Origin of the sequence: Pseudomonas sp. PB106 (genome assembly GCF_009764645.1) — a bacterium.
Lineage (GTDB): Bacteria > Pseudomonadota > Gammaproteobacteria > Pseudomonadales > Pseudomonadaceae > Aquipseudomonas.
In genome coordinates, this window is record NZ_RWIM01000024.1 from 34,345 (window position 1) to 51,801 (window position 17,457).

A 17,457-nucleotide genomic window follows, 5' to 3' on the forward strand; every position below is an offset into this window, starting at 1 on the left:
ATGCAAACTCGTGACGACATTTTCAACACCCTGCGCGATGCCCTGGTCGAGCTGTTCGAACTGGATCCGGCCCGTGTGAGCCTGGATTCCAATCTGTATCAGGATCTGGAAATCGACAGCATCGACGCGGTCGATCTGATCGACCACATCAAGCGTCAGACCGGCAAGAAAATTGCCGCTGAAGAATTCAAATCAGTGCGCACGGTCGGTGACGTGGTCGAGGCGGTCTACCGTCTGGTTCAACCGGCCGCATGAGCCGATTGATCGGCCTCGGCCTGCTGCTGGCCGGTCTGCTGTACCCCTTTGCGGTGTATTTCGGCATGGAGCATTTTGCTCCGTGGCAGTTCGGCCTGCTGCTCGGCAGCCTGTGGCTCGCGCGGGCCCTGACCGGCGAGCGCAAACCCGGCAGCCTGTGGATGGCCTGCGTGGCCATCGTGTTTTGCCTGCTGCTGGCGCTGTTCGACAGCCCGCTGTTGCTGCGCTGGTATCCGGTGCTGATCAGCGGCTTCATGCTGGTGCTGTTCGGCTTGAGCCTGAAATACGGCCCGCCGATGGTCGAGCGAATGGCGCGCCTGCGTGAGCCAGAGCTGCCGGACATCGCGATTCGTTACACACGCAAGGTCACCGTGGCCTGGAGCGTGTTTTTCTTCTGCAACGGTTTGTGCGCCGCCCTCCTCACCCTGTGGGCGCCGCTGAATTGGTGGATGTTGTACACCGGCCTGATCTCCTATGGATTGATCGGCCTGATGTTTGCCATTGAATGGCTGATACGACAACGGGTAAGAGGCCGTACATGAACTGGATAAAACTTGAGCAGCTATTGCTCAAGGCCGTGCCGGCACGAGCGATCTGCGCTGCGCCGGCACTCGATCACGCGCAACTGTGCGAGCAGGCGTTGAGCGTCGCCGCCGGCCTGCAAGCGCAGGGCGTGAAGCGCCTGGCCGTGCACCTGGAAGATGCCGCCGAACTGGCCGTCGCGCTGCTCGGTGCCTGGCGCGCAGGTGCCAGCGTGTTGCTGCCGGCCAATTTGCAGGCACAGACGCGCCAGCGCTGGTCGGCTGAAGTCGATCTGTGGCTGACCGATCACCCCGATGATGCGCACCTCCAAGACCTTTATCAGCCGGCATTGCCCGCTGCCGAACTGGATCTCGACCAGTGCTGCCTGAGCCTGTGCACCTCCGGCTCCAGCGGCGAACCCAAGCGTATCGACAAGACCCTGCGCCAAATGGCCAACGAGGTCGAAGCGCTGGAGCTGCTATGGGGCGCGGATCTTGGTGAAGCGTGCATCATCGGCAGCGTCGCCACCCAACATATCTACGGTCTGCTGTTTCGTGTGTTGTGGCCGCTGTGCGCCGGGCGCCCGTTTGTACGCAATCAACTGGCGTTCCCCGAAGACTTGCAGCGTGCCAGTCGCGAATATCCAGCCTTCGCCTGGGTCGCCAGCCCGGCGCTGCTCAAGCGTATGGGCGATAACCTCAACTGGCCGGCCCTGAGCGACGTGCGCCGGGTGTTTTCCTCCGGTGGTGCGCTGCCTGATGAAGCCGCGCAAAGCCTGCAGCAACGCTTGGGACAATGGCCAACAGAAATTCTCGGCAGCTCGGAAACCGGCGGTATCGCCTGGCGTCAGGGCCAGCCGCTGTGGCAACCGTTTGTCGGTGTCGAGCTGAGTCAGGACAACGACGGCGCGCTGCTGGTCGCCTCGCCCTACCTGCCCGCCGGGCACATTGAACACACCGCCGACGCCGCGCGGATTGGCGCCGATGGTCGCTTCGAACTGCTCGGGCGCCTGGACCGGATCGTCAAACTCGAAGAGAAACGCATATCCCTACCGATGCTCGAACAAGCCCTGGTCGCCCATGACTGGGTCGCCGAAGCGCGTCTGGGTGTGGTGCAGGAAAACCGTGCGTCCCTCGGCGCTTTGCTGGTGCTCAGCGAGTCCGGTCTTTTTGCCTTGCGCGAACACGGCCGGCGCAGCCTGACGGAAAGCCTGCGCAAGCATCTGAGCCAACATTGCGAAGCGCTGGCGCTGCCTCGGCGCTGGCGTTTGCTGCGGCAATTGCCGCTGAACAGCCAAGGCAAACTGCCTCAAGCCGACGTCGAAGCATTGCTGCTTGCCCCGCGACCGAAAGCCCCAGAGGTGCTGAATCAAAGCGAAACTGACGGTGAATGGAGCCTGCAACTGAGCGTGCCAGCGGATCTGGCCTATTTCAGCGGCCACTTCCCCAAGGCCCCGGTGCTGCCAGGTGTCGTGCAAGTGGAATGGGCGCTGAATCTTGGCCGGCAACTGCTGAACCTGACGGGCGCGTTCGCCGGTATGGAAGTGCTGAAATTCCAGCAACTGGTGCGCCCCGGCGATGAAATCCAGCTGCACCTGCGCTTTGATCCCGAGCGCAGCAAACTGTATTTCGCTTATCGCAATGACACGGCGACCTGCTCCAGTGGGCGGATTCTGCTGGGAGCTGCCCATGCATAACCCCTGCGCCGTGATCCCGGTTTATAACCACGAAACCGCGATTGGCACCGTGGTCGACGCCCTGCTTGCGCAGAAGCTGCCGTGCATTCTGGTGGACGATGCCAGCAGCCAATCCTGCGCCAAGGTGCTCGATGCGTTGGCCACTCGCGACGACGTGTATCTGGTGCGCCTCACCGCCAATCAGGGCAAGGGCGGCGCAGTGATGACCGGTCTGCGTGAGGCCTCACGACTGGGCTTCAGCCATGCGTTGCAGGTCGACGCCGATGGTCAGCACGACCTTCACGACGTCGCCCGTTTCGTTGAAGAATCCCGAGCCCATCCCGAGGCGCTGATCTGCGGTTATCCGCTGTTCGATGAAAGCGTGCCCAAGGGCCGGTTGTACGCGCGCTACCTGACTCACGTGATGGTGTGGATCAACACGCTGTCACTGCAGATCCGCGACTCGATGTGCGGGTTTCGCGTTTATCCACTGGCCTCGACGCTGGCGGTGATTGATTCGGCAAAAATCGGCAAACGCATGGATTTCGACTCGGACATTCTCGTGCGCCTGTCGTGGCGCAATCAGCCGATGCGCTGGCTGCAAACCAGCGTGCACTACCCGCTGGACGGCGTGTCGCACTTCCGCCTGTTCCACGACAACGCGCTGATTTCGAGCATGCACACGCGGCTGTTCTTCGGCATGTTGCTGCGCTTTCCACTGATCCTCTGGCGACGGTGGCGCGCATGACTGACGAAGTCGACAAGAAGCACTGGGCTGACCGCGAAGAGCGCGGCAGTTTCCTGCTGATGAAATTCACCGCGTTCGCCGCCAAGGTGTTGGGCCGGCGCCTGCTCAGCCCGTTGCTGTACGGCATCGTGCTGTACTTTTTCCTGTTCGGTCGCACCGCACGGCGCAGTGCCTGGCAATACCAGCAGCGCTTGGCCGACTGGAATCAGCGCGAGGATTTGCGCCCGACGCATTGGCGGGTGTTCGGCCAGTTCATGGCCTTCGCCGACTCGATGCTCGACAAACTCGACGTGTGGAACGGCAAGCTGAACATCGAACAGATCGAAATCATCGACCCGGCGCTGCTGCGCAATCAATTGCGCGGCACACGCGGACAACTGCTGGTCGGCGCGCACCTGGGCAATCTCGAAGTGTGCCGCGCACTGGCGGAGATCGGCGAAAAGGTCACCATGAACGTGCTGGTGCACACCAAGCACGCCGAGCAATTCAACCGCCTGCTCGGTGAAGCCGGGGCGACCAATCTGCGCCTGATCCAGGTCAGCGAACTCGACCCGGTAATCATGCTGCAACTGCACGAACGCCTGGAACGCGGTGAGTGGCTGGCGATTGCCGGCGACCGCGTGCCACTGCACGGCGGACGTAGCGTGACCGTCGACTTCCTCGGCCACCCGGCGCCGTTCCCGCAGGGCCCGTGGCTGCTGGCCGGCCTGCTGAAATGCCCGGTCAATCTGCTGATGTGCCTGAAACAACCGGACGGCCACTATCGCCTGACCCTCGAACCCTTCGCCGACGCCGTGGTGTGGAAGCGCAGCGAGCGCGAGCAGGTCATTCATCAGTGGGCCACCCGCTATGCGCAGCGCCTGAGTCACTATTGCCTCGAAGCGCCGCAACAATGGTTCAACTTTTACCCTTTCTGGAAGACCGATGACGACGCCAACTCATGAGCCGGTAACCTTCGGCGAACGCCCTTTGCGCATCGAAGACGTGCTGGCCCTGGCCAACCGTCAGGCGCCCGTGCAGTTGCAGAGCGACGCCGACTACCGCGAGCGCATCGCCAAGGGCGCGCGGTTCCTTGATTCGCTGCTGGACAAGGAAGGCGTGATCTACGGCGTGACCACCGGTTACGGCGATTCCTGCGTGGTCGCAGTGCCGCTGCATCACGTCGAAGCGTTGCCGCGTCATCTCTACACCTTCCACGGTTGCGGCCTCGGCAAACTGCTCGACGCGCAAGCGACCCGTGCAGTGCTGGCGGCGCGTTTGCAGTCGTTGTGCCACGGCGTCTCCGGGGTCCGCGTCGAACTGCTTGAGCGGCTGCACGCGTTCCTCGAATACGACATTCTGCCGCTGATTCCTGAAGAAGGTTCGGTCGGCGCCAGCGGCGATCTGACGCCGTTGTCCTACGTCGCTGCGACCTTGTCTGGCGAACGGGAAGTGATGTTCCGTGGCGAACGTCGCCAGGCTGCCGATGTGCACCGCGAACTCGGCTGGACTCCGTTGGTGTTGCGCCCGAAAGAAGCGCTGGCGCTGATGAACGGCACGGCCGTGATGACTGGCTTGGCATGCCTCGCTTTCGCTCGCGCCGATTACCTGCTGCAACTGGCCACGCGCATCACCGCGCTCAATGTCGTCGCGTTGCAGGGCAATCCCGAGCATTTCGACGAACGCCTGTTCGCCGCCAAACCGCATCCGGGGCAAATGCAGGTCGCTGCGTGGCTGCGCAAGGATATGGCGATCGATGCGCCAACCGCACCGCTGCACCGCTTGCAGGATCGTTACTCGCTGCGCTGCGCCCCACACGTACTCGGCGTGTTGGCCGACAGTTTGAACTGGCTGCGTTCGTTCATCGAAACCGAACTGAACAGCGCCAACGACAACCCGATCATCGACGCCGAAGCCGAGCGCGTTTTGCACGGCGGGCACTTCTACGGCGGCCACATCGCGTTCGCCATGGACAGCCTGAAAAATCTGGTGGCCAACGTCGCCGACCTGTTGGATCGCCAGCTCGCTTTGCTGGTCGACGAGCGCTACAACCACGGTCTGCCGAGCAACTTGTCCGGCGCGCCAGCGGATCGCGCGATGATCAACCACGGCTTCAAAGCCGTGCAGATCGGCACCAGTGCCTGGACCGCCGAAGCGCTGAAAAACACCATGCCGGCCAGCGTGTTTTCGCGCTCTACCGAGTGCCATAACCAGGACAAAGTCAGCATGGGCACCATCGCCGCCCGCGATGCGATCCGTGTGCTGGAACTGACCGAACAGGTCGCCGCCGCCACCCTGCTCGCCGCCAATCAAGGCGTGTGGCTGCGCGCCCAGGCCGAAGATGCACGGCCGTTGCCACCGTCGCTGGCAGCGATGCACGAAGAGTTGGCCAAAGACTTCCCGCCGGTCATCGAAGACCGCGCGCTGGAAGGCGAATTGCGCCTGTGCCTGCAACGCATCGCCGCGCAACACTGGAGGCTGCATGCGTAGCGCCGGAGTACTTCACGCCGACACCGAAATCCTCGTGCCGTTTTTTGACGTCGACACCATGCACGTGGTCTGGCACGGCCATTACGTCAAATACCTCGAAGTGGCGCGGTGCGCGCTGCTCGATAAGATCGGCCACAACTACACGCACATGGTCGAGTCCGGGTTCGCCTGGCCGATCATCGACCTGCAACTGCGTTACGTACGCGGCGCGGTGTTTGGTCAGCGCCTGAATGTGCGCGCCAGTCTGGTCGAGTGGGAAAACCGTCTGAAGATCAACTACCTGATCACTGACCTGCAGACCGGCGAGCGGTTGACCCGCGCCAGCTCGGTGCAGGTCGCCGTCGAAGTGAGCAGCCGCGAGATGCAACTCGCTTCGCCGAAAGTCTTCACCGATGCCGTGGAAAGGATGCTGCGATGAATGTTTTTGCTAAAGGCCTGAGCGCGCTGGCGCTGCTGGCGATGTCGACACTGGCCAATGCCTTTGACCTGCAACAGCTCAGCGAGCAACTGGCGAAACCGGAGGTGATCCACGGCCAGTTCATCCAGGAAAAACACCTGCGCGCCCTGCCACAACCGCTGATCAGCAAGGGCCGTTTCGTCCTGGCGAAAAATCACGGCCTGCTGTGGCTGTTGAAAACTCCGCTGCAACAGGACTACCGCATCAGCGCCAAAGGCATCGCCCGCCGTGACGGCGATGGCTGGCAACTGCTGCCAAACAAGAGCGCCGGGGCCGAGCAGAACCGCTTGTTCCTCGCCGTGCTGCAAGGTGACAGCAGCGGCCTGCAACGGGATTTCGAACTGGCCCTGAGCGGCGACGCGCAGCAGTGGAAACTCACGCTGACACCGCGCTCGGTGTTGCTCAAGCAAGTGTTTAACCAGATCAACATCGACGGCGGCACGCTGGTGCAAACCATCGAACTGCTGGAAACCCAGGGCGACAGCACCGTGCTGCGCATGCAGGACAGCACCGCCGGGCAACCGTTGAGCGACGCGGAGCAACATGACTTTGCCGAGTGAACGCAGGCTGCCCTGGCTGTTTCTGACCCTGCTGCTGGCCGTCGTTGCGCTGGCGGGTTGGCAGTGGCGCGATGGCGCGCCGCTGTCGGCGAATCTGATGGAACTGGTGCCCGGCACCAATCCGGACGCTCTCGAACTGCGTGCCGAACAGCGCATGCAGGAACCGCTCAATCGCGAAATGCTGGTGCTGGTCGGCCACGCCGATCGCCAGCAAGCGGTGGCCATGGCGCAGACCCTGGGCGAGCAATGGCAGGCCAGCGGTCTGTTCGAAAAAGTGCAGTGGAACCTGCAAGCGGATCTGCCGGCCCTGCGCAGGCAACTGCTGCTGGGGCGTCTGGCGATGTTGTCGGCGGACGATCAGCAACTGCTCACCGAACACCCCGATGTGTTCATCCATCAGCGGGTGCAGGCGCTGTTCGACCCGTTCACCGGATTCAGTCTGGTGCCGAATCAGGACGATTGGCTGGGCCTGACCGCACGCATCCAGAACAGCCAGCCACAACACGGTTCGGTGCAACTCGACATTGGCAGCGGCGCACTGGTTGCCGATGCTGACGGCAAGAGTTGGGTCATGCTGCGTGCGCGCACCACCGGCAATGCCTTCGACATGAACCTGCCGCTGCAAGTGGCCGATCTGCTCAAGCAAAGCCGCGAACAAGCAGCGAAAGCCGACGTGCAATTGCTTGCCGCCAGTGGCCTGCTGTACGCGGCCAATGGTCAGCAACAAGCGACACGCGAGATGACCTGGGTCGGCGGCGGTGCCACTGTCGGCATTCTGTTGTTGCTGCTGTTGGCGTTTCGTCGCTGGCGCGTGCTGCTGGCGTTCGTGCCGGTGCTGGTCGGCATGCTGTTCGGCGCGGTGGCCTGCGTGGCGCTGTTTGGCCACATGCATGTGATGACCCTGGTGCTCGGTTCCAGCCTGATCGGCGTGGCGGTGGATTACCCGCTGCACTATCTGTCGAAGAGCTGGAGCCTGAAGCCGTGGCGCAGCTGGCCGGCCTTGCGTCTGACCTTGCCCGGCCTGACCCTGAGCCTGATCACCAGCGCCATCGGCTATCTGGCGCTGGCGTGGACGCCGTTCCCGGCGCTGACGCAAATCGCGGTGTTCTCTGCCGCCGGGTTGCTCGGCGCTTATCTGTCAGCGGTGTGCCTGCTGCCGGCACTGCTGAAAAATGTCGAACTGCGTCCTGCACAATGGCCGCTGCATCTGGCCGAGCGCCTGATCAATCTGCGCGAAAAACTTCTTGAATACGTACGCACTCCGGTTCTTCTGGCGCTGCTGATCGCCTTCTGCGTCGGCGGACTGGTGCAACTGCAAAGCAAGAACGACATCCGTCAGTGGGTCGGTGCGCCGCAACAGCTGACCGATGAAGCGCAAACCATCGCGCGGATCACCGGCTATCAGCCCACCAGTCAATTTTTCCTCGTACGCGGTGCCGATCAGCAGCAGTTGCTGGAACGCCAGGCCGCGCTGAGCGAGCGCCTGGAACAACTGGTCAATCTCGACAAGCTGCAAGGCTATCTGGCCCTCGATCAACTGGTCAGCCCGCCGAGCCGGCAAGAAGAGGTGCGCGCGGCGCTGAACAAGTTGCCGCAATACTGGCAGCCGCTGCTGGACCTTGGCGTGCCGCTCGCCGCGCTGCAAACCGAGTTGCAACAGTTGCAGACCGTGCCGGCCGAAGACATCGACACTGCGCTCGCCGGCCCGCTCGGCGAACCGTATCGCATGCTTTGGCTCGGCCCGACCGAGGACGGTGTAGCGGCGATAACCAGTCTGCAAGGCTTGAACAACCCTGCCCTGTTGCGGATTCAGGTGCTGGATTTGCCGGGGGTGATGCTGGTCGATCGTCTCGGTGAGTTGAATCAAGTGTTCGCCGCTACACAGGTCAGCGCTGCCGAACTGAAGCTCGCTTCTTGCGTGTTGATCGTGCTGGTGCTGATCCTGCCGTTTGGCCTCGGCGGCGCCTTGCGCATCGTCGCTCTGCCTTTGCTGGCAGCGCTGTGCAGCCTGGCCAGCCTCGGCTGGCTCGGTCAGCCGCTGACCCTGTTCAGCCTGTTCGGGCTGCTGTTGGTAACAGCGATCAGCGTTGATTACGCGATCCTCATGCGCGAGCAAGTCGGCGGTGCAGCGGTGAGCCTGCTCGGCACGTTGCTGGCCGCCGTGACGACGTGGTTGTCGTTCGGTCTGCTGGCGGTGTCGAGCACGCCGGCCGTCAGCAATTTCGGTTTGTCGGTGAGCCTCGGTCTGGCGTTCAGCTTCATCCTCGCACCGTGGGCCGGGCGCCACGTACACAGCGCCAGTGTTGCGGAGCCTGCAGCATGATGGTCGTTGGATTTTGGCTATTGGCCCTGGCGTTGTTCGCCGCGGCCACCCGCGTCGGTCGGCATTTCGGTCTCATTCCGATTGTCAGCCAGCTATTGCTCGCGAGCTTCGGCTTGCCGCTGTTGATGTATTTCTGGATCGAGCCGGGCTGGCAGCTCAGCGGCGCTCAACTGATCGCTCCAGACTGGCTGAAAAACCTCTACAGCCTGAGTTTCGCCCTGCTGCTCGGGCATATCCTCAGTGATGTGATCGATCTGAAACTGGATCGCCAGAGTGTGAAAATCGCCCTACCGAGTTTCATCGTGCCCTTCGTCTGCGGTCTGGCGGCGGCTTCCTGGCTGTTGCCTGCGCAATCGTGGCTCAGCTCTTTGGCGATCGGCCTGGTCTTTGCGATTACCGCGATCCCGGTGCTGTACCTGTATCTGCGCCACATTGATTACCCGCCCGCCGCCACCCGGCGTCTGGTGCAAACCGCGATCCTCATCGACCTGAGCTGCTGGACACTGTTCGGCCTCGCCCAAGGCAGTCTGCACCTGAGCAGCCTGTTGCTGCCGCTGGGGCTTGCGTGTGTGCCGTTGTTGCTGCACCTGTTGCGCGTGCGCCGCCCGCTGACCTACAGCCTCGGCTTCTTCGCACTGTTGGTGATGGCCGAGCATTACAGACTCAATGCGCTGATCTTCGGCATCGGCTATCTGCTGTGCATGGCCGCGTTGAAAGTGCCGTTGGTGCTGCCGTTGCCGGCACGCTGGATGAGCCGTCTGCAGACGTGGGTCGCGATCCCGCTGATCCTCACGTTCGGCATCGTGCAGATCGATGTGCACAGTGCTCTGGCCAGCCTCGGCGCGGTGCAATGGGCGGCGCTGCTGCTGTTGCCGATTGCCAGTAAACTGCTCGGCAACTGGCTCGGCCTCGGTTGGGCCGGCGCCTCCTTTGAAGGCGCCAGCCGCTGGCGTGAAAGCGTGCTGCTGAACATCCGTGGCCTGAGCGAAATCGTCTTTCTCAATTTGCTGCTGCAACAACAGCTCATCACTCCGGCGCTGTATTTCGCGCTGATGCTGATGGGCCTGATCGCGACGCTGCTACCGGCCCTGATCGGCCTGTACAGCGCGCCCATGAATCTGAAAAACCCTTTGCCCCGGAGCTCGCGTGCCAATCGTTGAAATGGAATCCCGTCAGGTCGTGATCATCGGCGCAGGCCCCTCCGGCGCAATCGCTGCTGCGTTGCTCAAGCGCAAGGGCCTCGATGTGCTGGTGATCGAACGCCAGCACTTTCCACGCTTTTCCATCGGGGAAAGTCTGTTGAGCCATTGCCTGGATTTTGTCGAAGAAGCCGGCATGCTCGACGCCGTCAACGCCGCTGGATTCCAGCGCAAGACTGGTGCAGCTTTCGCCTGGGGCGAGCGCTACAGCGCGTTCGACTTCAGCGACACCTTTACCGATGGCAAGCCGACCACGTTCCAGGTGCAGCGCGCCGATTTCGACAAACTGCTGGCCGATCAAGCGGCGCTGCAGGGCGTGGAGATTCGCTATGGCGATGCCATCGTCAGCGTCGATTTCGACCGGGCAAAACCACAGCTGGATGTGCGTCGCGAGGACGGCAGCGAATACCGCGTCGAAGCGGATTTCGTCCTTGATGCCAGCGGCTACGGCCGCGTGCTGTCGCGCTTGCTTGATCTGGAGGCACCGTCGAATTTCCCGGTGCGCCAAGCGGTGTTCACCCACGTCGAAGATCACATCGACAACCCGGGGTTCGACCGCGAAAAAATCCTCGTCACCACCCACCCGCAGCATCGCGATGTCTGGTTCTGGACGATCCCGTTCAGCAACGGTCGTTGCTCGGTCGGCGTGGTCGCTGCCGCCGAACACTTCGTCGGTCGCGATGCCGACCTCGACGCCTGCCTGCGCAGCTTCATCACCGAGACGCCAAGCCTCGCCGGCGTGCTGAACAATGCCGTGTGGGATACGCCGGCGCGCACCCTCGGCGGCTACGCGGCCAACGTGAAAACCTTGCACGGACCGGGCTTCGCCTTGCTCGGCAACGCAGCGGAATTTCTCGACCCGGTGTTCTCTTCCGGCGTAACCATCGCCATGCGCTCGGCGAGCATGGCCGCTGCCGTGCTGCACCGGCAGTTGCAGGGCGAAACGGTCGACTGGCAAAGCGAATTCGCCGAGCCGCTGAAGCGCGGCGTCGACACCTTCCGCTGCTACGTCGAGGGCTGGTATGCCGGCACTTTTCAGGACGTGATTTTCTACGAAGACAGCCAGGCCGATATTCGTCGAATGATCTGCTCGATCCTCGCCGGTTATGCCTGGGATGAACGCAATCCGTTCGTCAGCGAAGCGCGGCGCCGTTTGAAAATGATCTCCGAACTCTGTGCAAAGGACGCCACATGAATTACTTGAGCGACAGCTACGTCGAGGAAACCCGCTTCGGTTTCTGGTTCCTGCGCAGCCACACCTGGCAGCATCACGTATTGCGCGTGGCGATCAACGATCTGCGTGGGCTGTTCAATGAGTCGCTGCCACAGAACCCGGTGTTGCTCGATGCCGGTTGCGGCCAAGGCAAGTCGTTCGCCCATCTGCGCCAGACTTTCGCACCACAGCGGTTGATCGGCGTTGACGCCGACCCGCACAGCCTTGAATTGAGCGGCGAAGAAGCGGCGCGTCTGGGTCTCGATGTTGAACTGATCGGCAGCGATTGCGCGACGCTCAATGTGCCGGACGCCAGCGTCGACCTGCTGTTCTGTCATCAGACCTTTCATCATCTGGTCGAGCAGGAAAAAGCCCTGGCCGAGTTCTATCGCGTGCTGAAACCGGGCGGCTATCTACTGTTCGCCGAATCCACCGAGGCCTACATTGATACCTGGGTGATTCGCTGGCTGTTCCGCCATCCGATGCACGTGCAGAAGAGTGCCGCGCAGTATCTTGAGATGATTCGCGGGCAGGGTTTCGAGTTTGCCGAGCAGAACGTTTCGTACCCGTATCTGTGGTGGAGCCGGTCGCAGGATTTTGGTTTGCTGGAGCGGTTTGGGTTACGCAAGCCGAAGCCGTTTGGGCAGCGTGAGGAGACGTTGGTCAATGTTGTGGCACGCAAGCCGTTGGCAGAGGTTTCCTGATGTACACAAATCCTTGTAGGAGTGAGCCTGCTCGCGATAGCGGTGGGTCAGCCAACCTGAATTTTGAATGTGCGACCGCTATCGCGAGCAGGCTCACTCCTACAGTGTCTGCGGTGTGGCGTCTTTTTGTGGTCAGCATGATGCTTTTGGTAAGCGCCTGCGCCAGCCAAGCGCCGTTGCCAGTGGCCAACCCGACATTGCCCCTGCCGCTGCAACTGCACATTGAGCGCGACCAGGCCGGGCAACGTCAGGACTGGCTGCTGGTGATCCAGCGCGAAGGCCCGGGCATCCGTTGGTCGATGATGGACCCGCTGGGCATTCCCCAGGCGCGTCAGCAATTGATCGATGGGCATTGGCAGGCCGATGGTCTGCTGCCGCCGAACCCGGAAGCCCGGGAACTGTTCGCCGCGCTGTTGTTCGCCCTGACCCCGTCCGGCGAACTGCTGCGCAACTACCCCAGCGCGCAACAACAGGCCGGACAACGCTCCCTTGAGGCGCGCTGGGACATCCGATATGCACAACCGTTGAGCTTCGAAGTGAATCTGCCCCAAGGCCCGCACTATCGCGTTTCTCCGCTCGGTGAATCGACGCCATGACCGCTTACCTGAATGCCCTCGGCGTGATCTGTGCGCTGGGCCGCGACAAGTCTGAAGTGGCCCGCAAGCTGTTCGCCGGCGACTGCTCGGGCATGCGCCGCGAGTCGGGCTGGATCCCGCAGCGTGAGTTGCCCGTGGCCGGCGTACACGGTGAACTGGCGCCAATCCCGCCAGTGCTTGCCGAGCAAAGCAGCCGCAACAATCAGCTGTTGCTGGAAGCGGCGCTGCAAATTCGCGATGACATCGATCAAGCGATCCAGACTTACGGTCGCGAGCGCATCGGAGTGGTGCTCGGCACCAGCACCTCGGGCATCGACGAAGCCAGTCGTGGTCTGGCGCACTACATTCGTGAACAGCAATTCCCGACTGAATACGATTACCGCCAACAAGAACTCGGCGCCCCGGCCAATTTTCTCGCCGACTGGCTGCAACTCAGCGGCCCGGCCTATGTGATTTCCACCGCTTGCACCTCGAGCGCCCGGGCCTTGATGAGCGCTCAACGCCTGTTGGATCTGGGCCTGTGCGATGCGGTGCTGTGCGGTGGTGTCGACAGTCTGTGCAAGCTGACCCTGAACGGTTTTTCGTCGTTGGAAGCGGTGTCGGACGAGCGCTGCAATCCGTTTTCGGCCAATCGCAACGGCATCAATATCGGCGAAGCAGCGGTGCTGTTCGTGATGAGCAAACAACCGGGCGACGGCCCGGCCATCGCTTTGCTCGGCGCCGGGGCCAGCTCCGACGCGCACCATATTTCCGCGCCTGAACCGAGCGGTCGCGGCGCCTTGCAAGCGATGCAGAAAGCCTTGAGCCGTGCCCAGTTGCACGCTGCACAAATCGACTATCTGAACCTGCACGGCACCGCCACCCAACACAACGACGCCATGGAAAGCCTCGCGGTCGCAGCGTTGTTCCCCGCAGGCGTGGCGTGTTCGTCGACCAAACCGATGACCGGCCACACCCTCGGCGCTGCCGGCGCGCTGGAAGCCGCGTTCTGCTGGCTGAGCCTCAGCGCCGACAACCCCGCTCATGCTTTGCCGCCGCACGTCTGGGACGGTCAGGCCGACCCGGCGCTGCCGCCTCTGAAATGGGTGACCACGCACGCACGCCTGACGTCCATTGCACCCCGCTACCTGATGAGCAACTCGTTTGCCTTCGGCGGCAACAACGTCAGCCTGATTATCGGAGACGCCCCATGACGACCTGGCCGCTCGCCGAACTGCTGCCCCATGCGGGCGACATGATTCTGATCGACAGCATCCTCAGTTTTGACGAGGAGCAGATTTTCACTCGCCTGACGGTCAAGCCTGATGGCCTGTTCAACCTGCCCGACGGCAGCCTGCCCGCCTTGATCGGTATCGAGCTGATGGCGCAAAGCGTCGCCGCGTTCGCCGGTTGTCATGCGCGGCAGCAAGGCAATCCCGTCGCGCTGGGTTTTCTGCTCGGCACACGCAAGTTCGAGTGCAATGTCGACGCCTTCCCCGCCGGTAGCAACCTGACCATTCATGGCCTGCGTTCACTGGAAGACGACAACGGCATGGGCGTGTTCGAATGCCATATCAACGGCGAGGGCATTCACGCCAGCGCGCGACTGAACGTGTTCCGCCCGCCCGAAGCCACTCAATATCTGCAACAGACACAGGAGTCGAACGATGACTGAATTCGTATTGGTCACCGGCTCCAGCCGTGGCATTGGCCGCGCAATTGCTCTGCGGCTGGCGCAGGCCGGGCACGATATCGTCCTGCATTGCCGCAATGGCATGGCCGAAGCACGAGCCGTGCAGACCGAAATCGAAGCACTGGGCCGCAAGGCGCGGATTCTGCAATTCGATGTCGCCGAGCGCGAAACCTGCAAAGCCATTCTCGAAGCCGACGTCGAAACCCACGGTGCCTATTACGGCGTGGTGTTGAATGCCGGGCTGACTCGTGACGGCGCATTCCCCGCCCTGAGCGACGACGATTGGGACGTGGTGTTGCGCACCAACCTCGATGGTTTCTACAACGTCCTGCACCCGGTGATGATGCCGATGATCCGCCGCCGCGCCGCTGGTCGCATTGTTTGCATCACTTCGGTGTCAGGGCTGATCGGCAACCGTGGTCAGGTCAACTACAGCGCCTCGAAAGCCGGCGTGATCGGCGCCGCGAAGGCATTGGCGATTGAACTGGGCAAGCGCAAAATCACCGTGAACTGCGTCGCGCCGGGCCTGATCGACACGGCGATGCTCGACGAAAACGTGCCGGTGGAAGAACTGATGAAAATGATCCCCGCGCAACGCATGGGCACCCCTGAAGAGGTGGCCGGTGCGGTGAATTTCCTGATGTCGGCGGAAGCCTCGTACATCACCCGCCAGGTTCTGGCGGTCAACGGAGGCTTGTGCTGATGAAGCGCGTCGTCGTCACCGGCATGGCCGGCATCACCTCGCTGGGCAGCGACTGGCAGACCATCGCCGGCAACTTCGCGGCCAACCGCAGCGGCATTCGCCGGATGGATGAGTGGGATCGCTTCAGCGAACTCAACACGCGTCTGGCTGGCCCTATCGATGATTTCGTCGTGCCGGCGCACTGGACGCGCAAACAACTGCGCAGCATGGGCCGGGTCTCGCGTCTTGCCGTGGGTGCGGCGGAACAGGCTCTCGCTGACGCCGGTCTGCTCGGCGACCCGGCGATCAAGGATGGCCGCATGGGCGTGGCCTGCGGCTCGTCCACCGGCAGCACCGACGAGATCAAGGCGTTCGGCAACATGCTGCTCAATTCGGTGGCCGAGGGGCTGAACGCCAACTCCTACGTGCGCATGATGCCGCACACCACTGCCGCTAATATCAGCATCTTCTTCGGCCTCACCGGGCGGTTGATCCCGACGTCCAGCGCCTGCACCAGCGGCAGTCAGGGCATCGGTTATGCCTACGAGGCGATCAAGTTCGGTCGCCTGCCGCTGATGCTCGCCGGCGGCGCCGAAGAACTCTGCCCGACCGAAGCCATGGTCTTCGACGCGCTGTACGCCACCAGCCTGAAAAACGATGCGCCGCAAACCAGCCCACGCCCTTACGACAAGGGCCGCGACGGTCTGGTCATTGGTGAAGGCGGCGGCATGCTGGTCCTTGAGGAGCTGGAACATGCCCTCGCGCGCGGCGCGCACATCCACGCCGAGCTCGTCGGTTTCGGCAGCAACGCCGACGGCCAGCACACCACCCGCCCGGAGCAGGTGACCATGCGCCGCGCCATGGAACTCGCGCTGGAAGACGCCGGACTGACACCGGATGCCATCGGCTATGTCAACGGCCACGGCACCGCTACAGAACAGGGCGATATTGCCGAAACACTGGCGACCAGCAGCCTGTTCGGTGAACGCATGCCGATCAGTTCGCAGAAGAGCTTTCTCGGCCACACGCTGGGCGCCTGCGGGGCGCTGGAGTCGTGGTTCAGCATCGAGATGATGAATCGCGACCAATACGTGCACACGTTCAACCTCGACGAGGTCGACCCGCACTGCGGCAAACTCGATTACCTGCGCGGCGAATTCCGCCAGATGCACCACGACTACGTGATGAACAACAATTTTGCTTTCGGTGGCGTCAACACCTCGTTGATCTTCCGCCGCTGGCCGCAACCGAATTAATCCAGGTCAAGGAGACCTCCATGCACTGCAAAAAACTCGCTGTCGCCACCCTGCTGCTCTGCGCCCTGCCAGCGGTCAGCCAAGCCCGTGACACGGCGGTCTACCTGCCCCTCGACAAAGCCGTCGCCGAAGCCACCCGCTCCGGCAAAATCGACGGCAGCGTGAAGTTCTACCTGGCCGGCAACACCCCGGCCGGCAAGGTCACCGTGGTCAGCCCCGGCGCCGTGACCAACAAGAAGACCAACGCCTTCAACAAGTCCGACACAGAGGCCTGCGAATGGGTCGCCCAGTCGGCCATCATCAGCCTGCACCAGGCCGCGAAAAGCGCCGGCGCCAATGCCGTGACCAACATCGTCAGCTTCTACAAGAGCAACGAGCGCAAGGATGCGCAGACCTACGAATGCCACGCCGGCGCGATCATGGCCGGTGTTGCGTTGAAGGGTGATCTGGCGAAGGTTCAGTAACCGTCAGATACGACAAAGGGCGCCTTTTGGCGCCCTTTTCATTTGCGCTGATCAAGCAGCATCTACACTCGCTGAAGCCGGCCATCAACCGCCTGGCAGAACTGCGAGCTTGTCGCTCGACCACTCGCGGTTCTCTTTCACCGTCAAGGAGATGACCATGCAAGTGAAAGCCCTGATTGCCGCCATGTTTTTTGCTCTTCTTCCGAGCGCCAGCCATGCCACTAATCTCATGTATATGCCGTTCGAAACCGTGCTGTCGGATGCCATCCGCGCAGGTCGGCTGGATGGCAGTGTGAAGTTTTATCTGGTCGGCAACGGGCCGCAGGGGACTCAGCAGTTGTTGCGCCGTGGTGTGGTCAGTGACCTGAGCACCAATGGTTTCAACAAGAGCGATCACGACTCCTGCGAATGGGTGCTGCAATCGAATCTGATCAAGTTGCAGGCCGATGCCAAGCGGGTCGGGGCGAATGCGGTGGTCAATCTCGTCAGTTTTTACGACCAGCATGTGCGCAAGGATTTGAATACGTATGAGTGTCGGGCGGGGATTTTTGTCACGCGGGTGGCGTTGAAGGGGGATCTGGTGCGGTTGCCATAACGGCCAAGATCAAAAGATCGCAGCCTTCGGCAGCTCCTACAGGGATCAATGTAGGAACTGCCGAAGG

19 protein-coding genes are annotated in these 17,457 nt (G+C 62.2%); all 19 read left to right on the forward strand.

Annotated elements, in window-relative coordinates; genetic code table 11:
• The 19 genes from EJA71_RS04655 (at position 1) to EJA71_RS04745 (ending at position 17,390) form a co-directional block, all read left to right on the forward strand.
• Positions 1 to 255 carry an acyl carrier protein gene (locus EJA71_RS04655; RefSeq protein ID WP_064388843.1) on the forward strand — a complete coding sequence of 85 codons (255 nt, stop codon included), beginning with the start codon at positions 1 to 3 and terminating at the stop codon, positions 253 to 255.
• A complete protein-coding gene (locus tag EJA71_RS04660; RefSeq protein ID WP_158954714.1) occupies positions 252 to 797 on the forward strand; it encodes a hypothetical protein in 546 nt (181 codons plus the stop codon). The genes EJA71_RS04655 and EJA71_RS04660 overlap by 4 nt, the downstream gene beginning before the upstream one ends.
• Positions 794 to 2,473 carry an acyl-CoA synthetase family protein gene (locus tag EJA71_RS04665; protein WP_158954716.1) on the forward strand — a complete coding sequence of 560 codons (1,680 nt, stop codon included), beginning with the start codon at positions 794 to 796 and terminating at the stop codon, positions 2,471 to 2,473. Before EJA71_RS04660 ends, EJA71_RS04665 begins: the two co-directional genes overlap by 4 nt.
• On the forward strand, positions 2,466 to 3,200 hold the full coding sequence (locus tag EJA71_RS04670) for a glycosyltransferase family 2 protein (RefSeq protein ID WP_158954718.1): 735 nt from the start codon (positions 2,466 to 2,468) through the stop codon (positions 3,198 to 3,200). The genes EJA71_RS04665 and EJA71_RS04670 overlap by 8 nt, the downstream gene beginning before the upstream one ends.
• On the forward strand, positions 3,197 to 4,144 hold the full coding sequence (locus EJA71_RS04675; RefSeq protein ID WP_158954721.1) for a glycosyl transferase: 948 nt from the start codon (positions 3,197 to 3,199) through the stop codon (positions 4,142 to 4,144). The genes EJA71_RS04670 and EJA71_RS04675 overlap by 4 nt, the downstream gene beginning before the upstream one ends.
• Complete coding sequence (hutH, locus tag EJA71_RS04680; RefSeq protein WP_158954723.1) at positions 4,125 to 5,669, forward strand: histidine ammonia-lyase; 1,545 nt, start codon at positions 4,125 to 4,127, stop codon at positions 5,667 to 5,669. The genes EJA71_RS04675 and hutH overlap by 20 nt, the downstream gene beginning before the upstream one ends.
• Positions 5,662 to 6,087 (forward strand): thioesterase family protein, encoded by a 426-nt coding sequence (locus EJA71_RS04685; protein ID WP_108224348.1) that lies wholly within the window; start codon positions 5,662 to 5,664, stop codon positions 6,085 to 6,087. Before hutH ends, EJA71_RS04685 begins: the two co-directional genes overlap by 8 nt.
• Complete coding sequence (locus EJA71_RS04690; RefSeq protein ID WP_158954725.1) at positions 6,084 to 6,686, forward strand: outer membrane lipoprotein carrier protein LolA; 603 nt, start codon at positions 6,084 to 6,086, stop codon at positions 6,684 to 6,686. Before EJA71_RS04685 ends, EJA71_RS04690 begins: the two co-directional genes overlap by 4 nt.
• The gene (locus EJA71_RS04695; RefSeq protein WP_158954727.1) at positions 6,670 to 9,009 is read left to right on the forward strand and encodes an MMPL family transporter; all 2,340 of its coding nucleotides are present in this window, start codon (positions 6,670 to 6,672) and stop codon (positions 9,007 to 9,009) included. Before EJA71_RS04690 ends, EJA71_RS04695 begins: the two co-directional genes overlap by 17 nt.
• Positions 9,006 to 10,169 (forward strand): sodium:proton antiporter, encoded by a 1,164-nt coding sequence (locus EJA71_RS04700; protein WP_158954729.1) that lies wholly within the window; start codon positions 9,006 to 9,008, stop codon positions 10,167 to 10,169. Before EJA71_RS04695 ends, EJA71_RS04700 begins: the two co-directional genes overlap by 4 nt.
• Entirely contained in the window at positions 10,156 to 11,403 is a 1,248-nt protein-coding gene (locus EJA71_RS04705; protein ID WP_158954731.1) for an NAD(P)/FAD-dependent oxidoreductase, read from the forward strand. Before EJA71_RS04700 ends, EJA71_RS04705 begins: the two co-directional genes overlap by 14 nt.
• Positions 11,400 to 12,125, forward strand: coding sequence for a class I SAM-dependent methyltransferase (locus tag EJA71_RS04710; RefSeq protein WP_158954733.1), 726 nt, complete (start codon positions 11,400 to 11,402; stop codon positions 12,123 to 12,125). The genes EJA71_RS04705 and EJA71_RS04710 overlap by 4 nt, the downstream gene beginning before the upstream one ends.
• A gap of 137 nt (positions 12,126 to 12,262) precedes the next feature.
• On the forward strand, positions 12,263 to 12,721 hold the full coding sequence (locus EJA71_RS04715) for a hypothetical protein (protein ID WP_371925621.1): 459 nt from the start codon (positions 12,263 to 12,265) through the stop codon (positions 12,719 to 12,721).
• On the forward strand, positions 12,718 to 13,914 hold the full coding sequence (locus EJA71_RS04720) for a beta-ketoacyl-[acyl-carrier-protein] synthase family protein (RefSeq protein ID WP_158954737.1): 1,197 nt from the start codon (positions 12,718 to 12,720) through the stop codon (positions 13,912 to 13,914). The genes EJA71_RS04715 and EJA71_RS04720 overlap by 4 nt, the downstream gene beginning before the upstream one ends.
• Entirely contained in the window at positions 13,911 to 14,375 is a 465-nt protein-coding gene (locus EJA71_RS04725; RefSeq protein ID WP_158954739.1) for a hotdog family protein, read from the forward strand. The genes EJA71_RS04720 and EJA71_RS04725 overlap by 4 nt, the downstream gene beginning before the upstream one ends.
• On the forward strand, positions 14,368 to 15,096 hold the full coding sequence (fabG, locus tag EJA71_RS04730; RefSeq protein WP_158954741.1) for a 3-oxoacyl-ACP reductase FabG: 729 nt from the start codon (positions 14,368 to 14,370) through the stop codon (positions 15,094 to 15,096). The genes EJA71_RS04725 and fabG overlap by 8 nt, the downstream gene beginning before the upstream one ends.
• Positions 15,096 to 16,331 carry a beta-ketoacyl-ACP synthase gene (locus EJA71_RS04735; RefSeq protein WP_158954743.1) on the forward strand — a complete coding sequence of 412 codons (1,236 nt, stop codon included), beginning with the start codon at positions 15,096 to 15,098 and terminating at the stop codon, positions 16,329 to 16,331. Before fabG ends, EJA71_RS04735 begins: the two co-directional genes overlap by 1 nt.
• Before the next feature lie 20 nt (positions 16,332 to 16,351).
• Positions 16,352 to 16,795: an excinuclease gene (locus EJA71_RS04740; RefSeq protein ID WP_158954745.1), complete on the forward strand. Its 444-nt coding sequence runs from the start codon at positions 16,352 to 16,354 to the stop codon at positions 16,793 to 16,795.
• A gap of 157 nt (positions 16,796 to 16,952) precedes the next feature.
• Positions 16,953 to 17,390 carry an excinuclease gene (locus tag EJA71_RS04745; protein WP_158954747.1) on the forward strand — a complete coding sequence of 146 codons (438 nt, stop codon included), beginning with the start codon at positions 16,953 to 16,955 and terminating at the stop codon, positions 17,388 to 17,390.
• The last annotated feature ends 67 nt before the right edge of the window (positions 17,391 to 17,457 follow it).

Bases quoted from the DNA above. Each gene is read 5' to 3' on its own strand.
- EJA71_RS04720 (WP_158954737.1), top strand. From the start codon at position 12,718: ATGACCGCTTACCTGAATGCCCTCGGCGTGATCTGTGCGCTGGGCCGC.
- EJA71_RS04715 (WP_371925621.1), top strand. From the start codon at position 12,263: ATGATGCTTTTGGTAAGCGCCTGCGCCAGCCAAGCGCCGTTGCCAGTG.
- EJA71_RS04740 (WP_158954745.1), top strand. From the start codon at position 16,352: ATGCACTGCAAAAAACTCGCTGTCGCCACCCTGCTGCTCTGCGCCCTG.
- EJA71_RS04735 (WP_158954743.1), top strand. From the start codon at position 15,096: ATGAAGCGCGTCGTCGTCACCGGCATGGCCGGCATCACCTCGCTGGGC.
- EJA71_RS04690 (WP_158954725.1), top strand. From the start codon at position 6,084: ATGAATGTTTTTGCTAAAGGCCTGAGCGCGCTGGCGCTGCTGGCGATG.
- EJA71_RS04670 (WP_158954718.1), top strand. From the start codon at position 2,466: ATGCATAACCCCTGCGCCGTGATCCCGGTTTATAACCACGAAACCGCG.
- EJA71_RS04700 (WP_158954729.1), top strand. From the start codon at position 9,006: ATGATGGTCGTTGGATTTTGGCTATTGGCCCTGGCGTTGTTCGCCGCG.
- EJA71_RS04725 (WP_158954739.1), top strand. From the start codon at position 13,911: ATGACGACCTGGCCGCTCGCCGAACTGCTGCCCCATGCGGGCGACATG.
- hutH (WP_158954723.1), top strand. From the start codon at position 4,125: ATGACGACGCCAACTCATGAGCCGGTAACCTTCGGCGAACGCCCTTTG.
- EJA71_RS04710 (WP_158954733.1), top strand. From the start codon at position 11,400: ATGAATTACTTGAGCGACAGCTACGTCGAGGAAACCCGCTTCGGTTTC.
- EJA71_RS04745 (WP_158954747.1), top strand. From the start codon at position 16,953: ATGCAAGTGAAAGCCCTGATTGCCGCCATGTTTTTTGCTCTTCTTCCG.
- EJA71_RS04685 (WP_108224348.1), top strand. From the start codon at position 5,662: ATGCGTAGCGCCGGAGTACTTCACGCCGACACCGAAATCCTCGTGCCG.
- EJA71_RS04665 (WP_158954716.1), top strand. From the start codon at position 794: ATGAACTGGATAAAACTTGAGCAGCTATTGCTCAAGGCCGTGCCGGCA.
- EJA71_RS04695 (WP_158954727.1), top strand. From the start codon at position 6,670: ATGACTTTGCCGAGTGAACGCAGGCTGCCCTGGCTGTTTCTGACCCTG.
- EJA71_RS04660 (WP_158954714.1), top strand. From the start codon at position 252: ATGAGCCGATTGATCGGCCTCGGCCTGCTGCTGGCCGGTCTGCTGTAC.
- EJA71_RS04675 (WP_158954721.1), top strand. From the start codon at position 3,197: ATGACTGACGAAGTCGACAAGAAGCACTGGGCTGACCGCGAAGAGCGC.
- fabG (WP_158954741.1), top strand. From the start codon at position 14,368: ATGACTGAATTCGTATTGGTCACCGGCTCCAGCCGTGGCATTGGCCGC.
- EJA71_RS04655 (WP_064388843.1), top strand. From the start codon at position 1: ATGCAAACTCGTGACGACATTTTCAACACCCTGCGCGATGCCCTGGTC.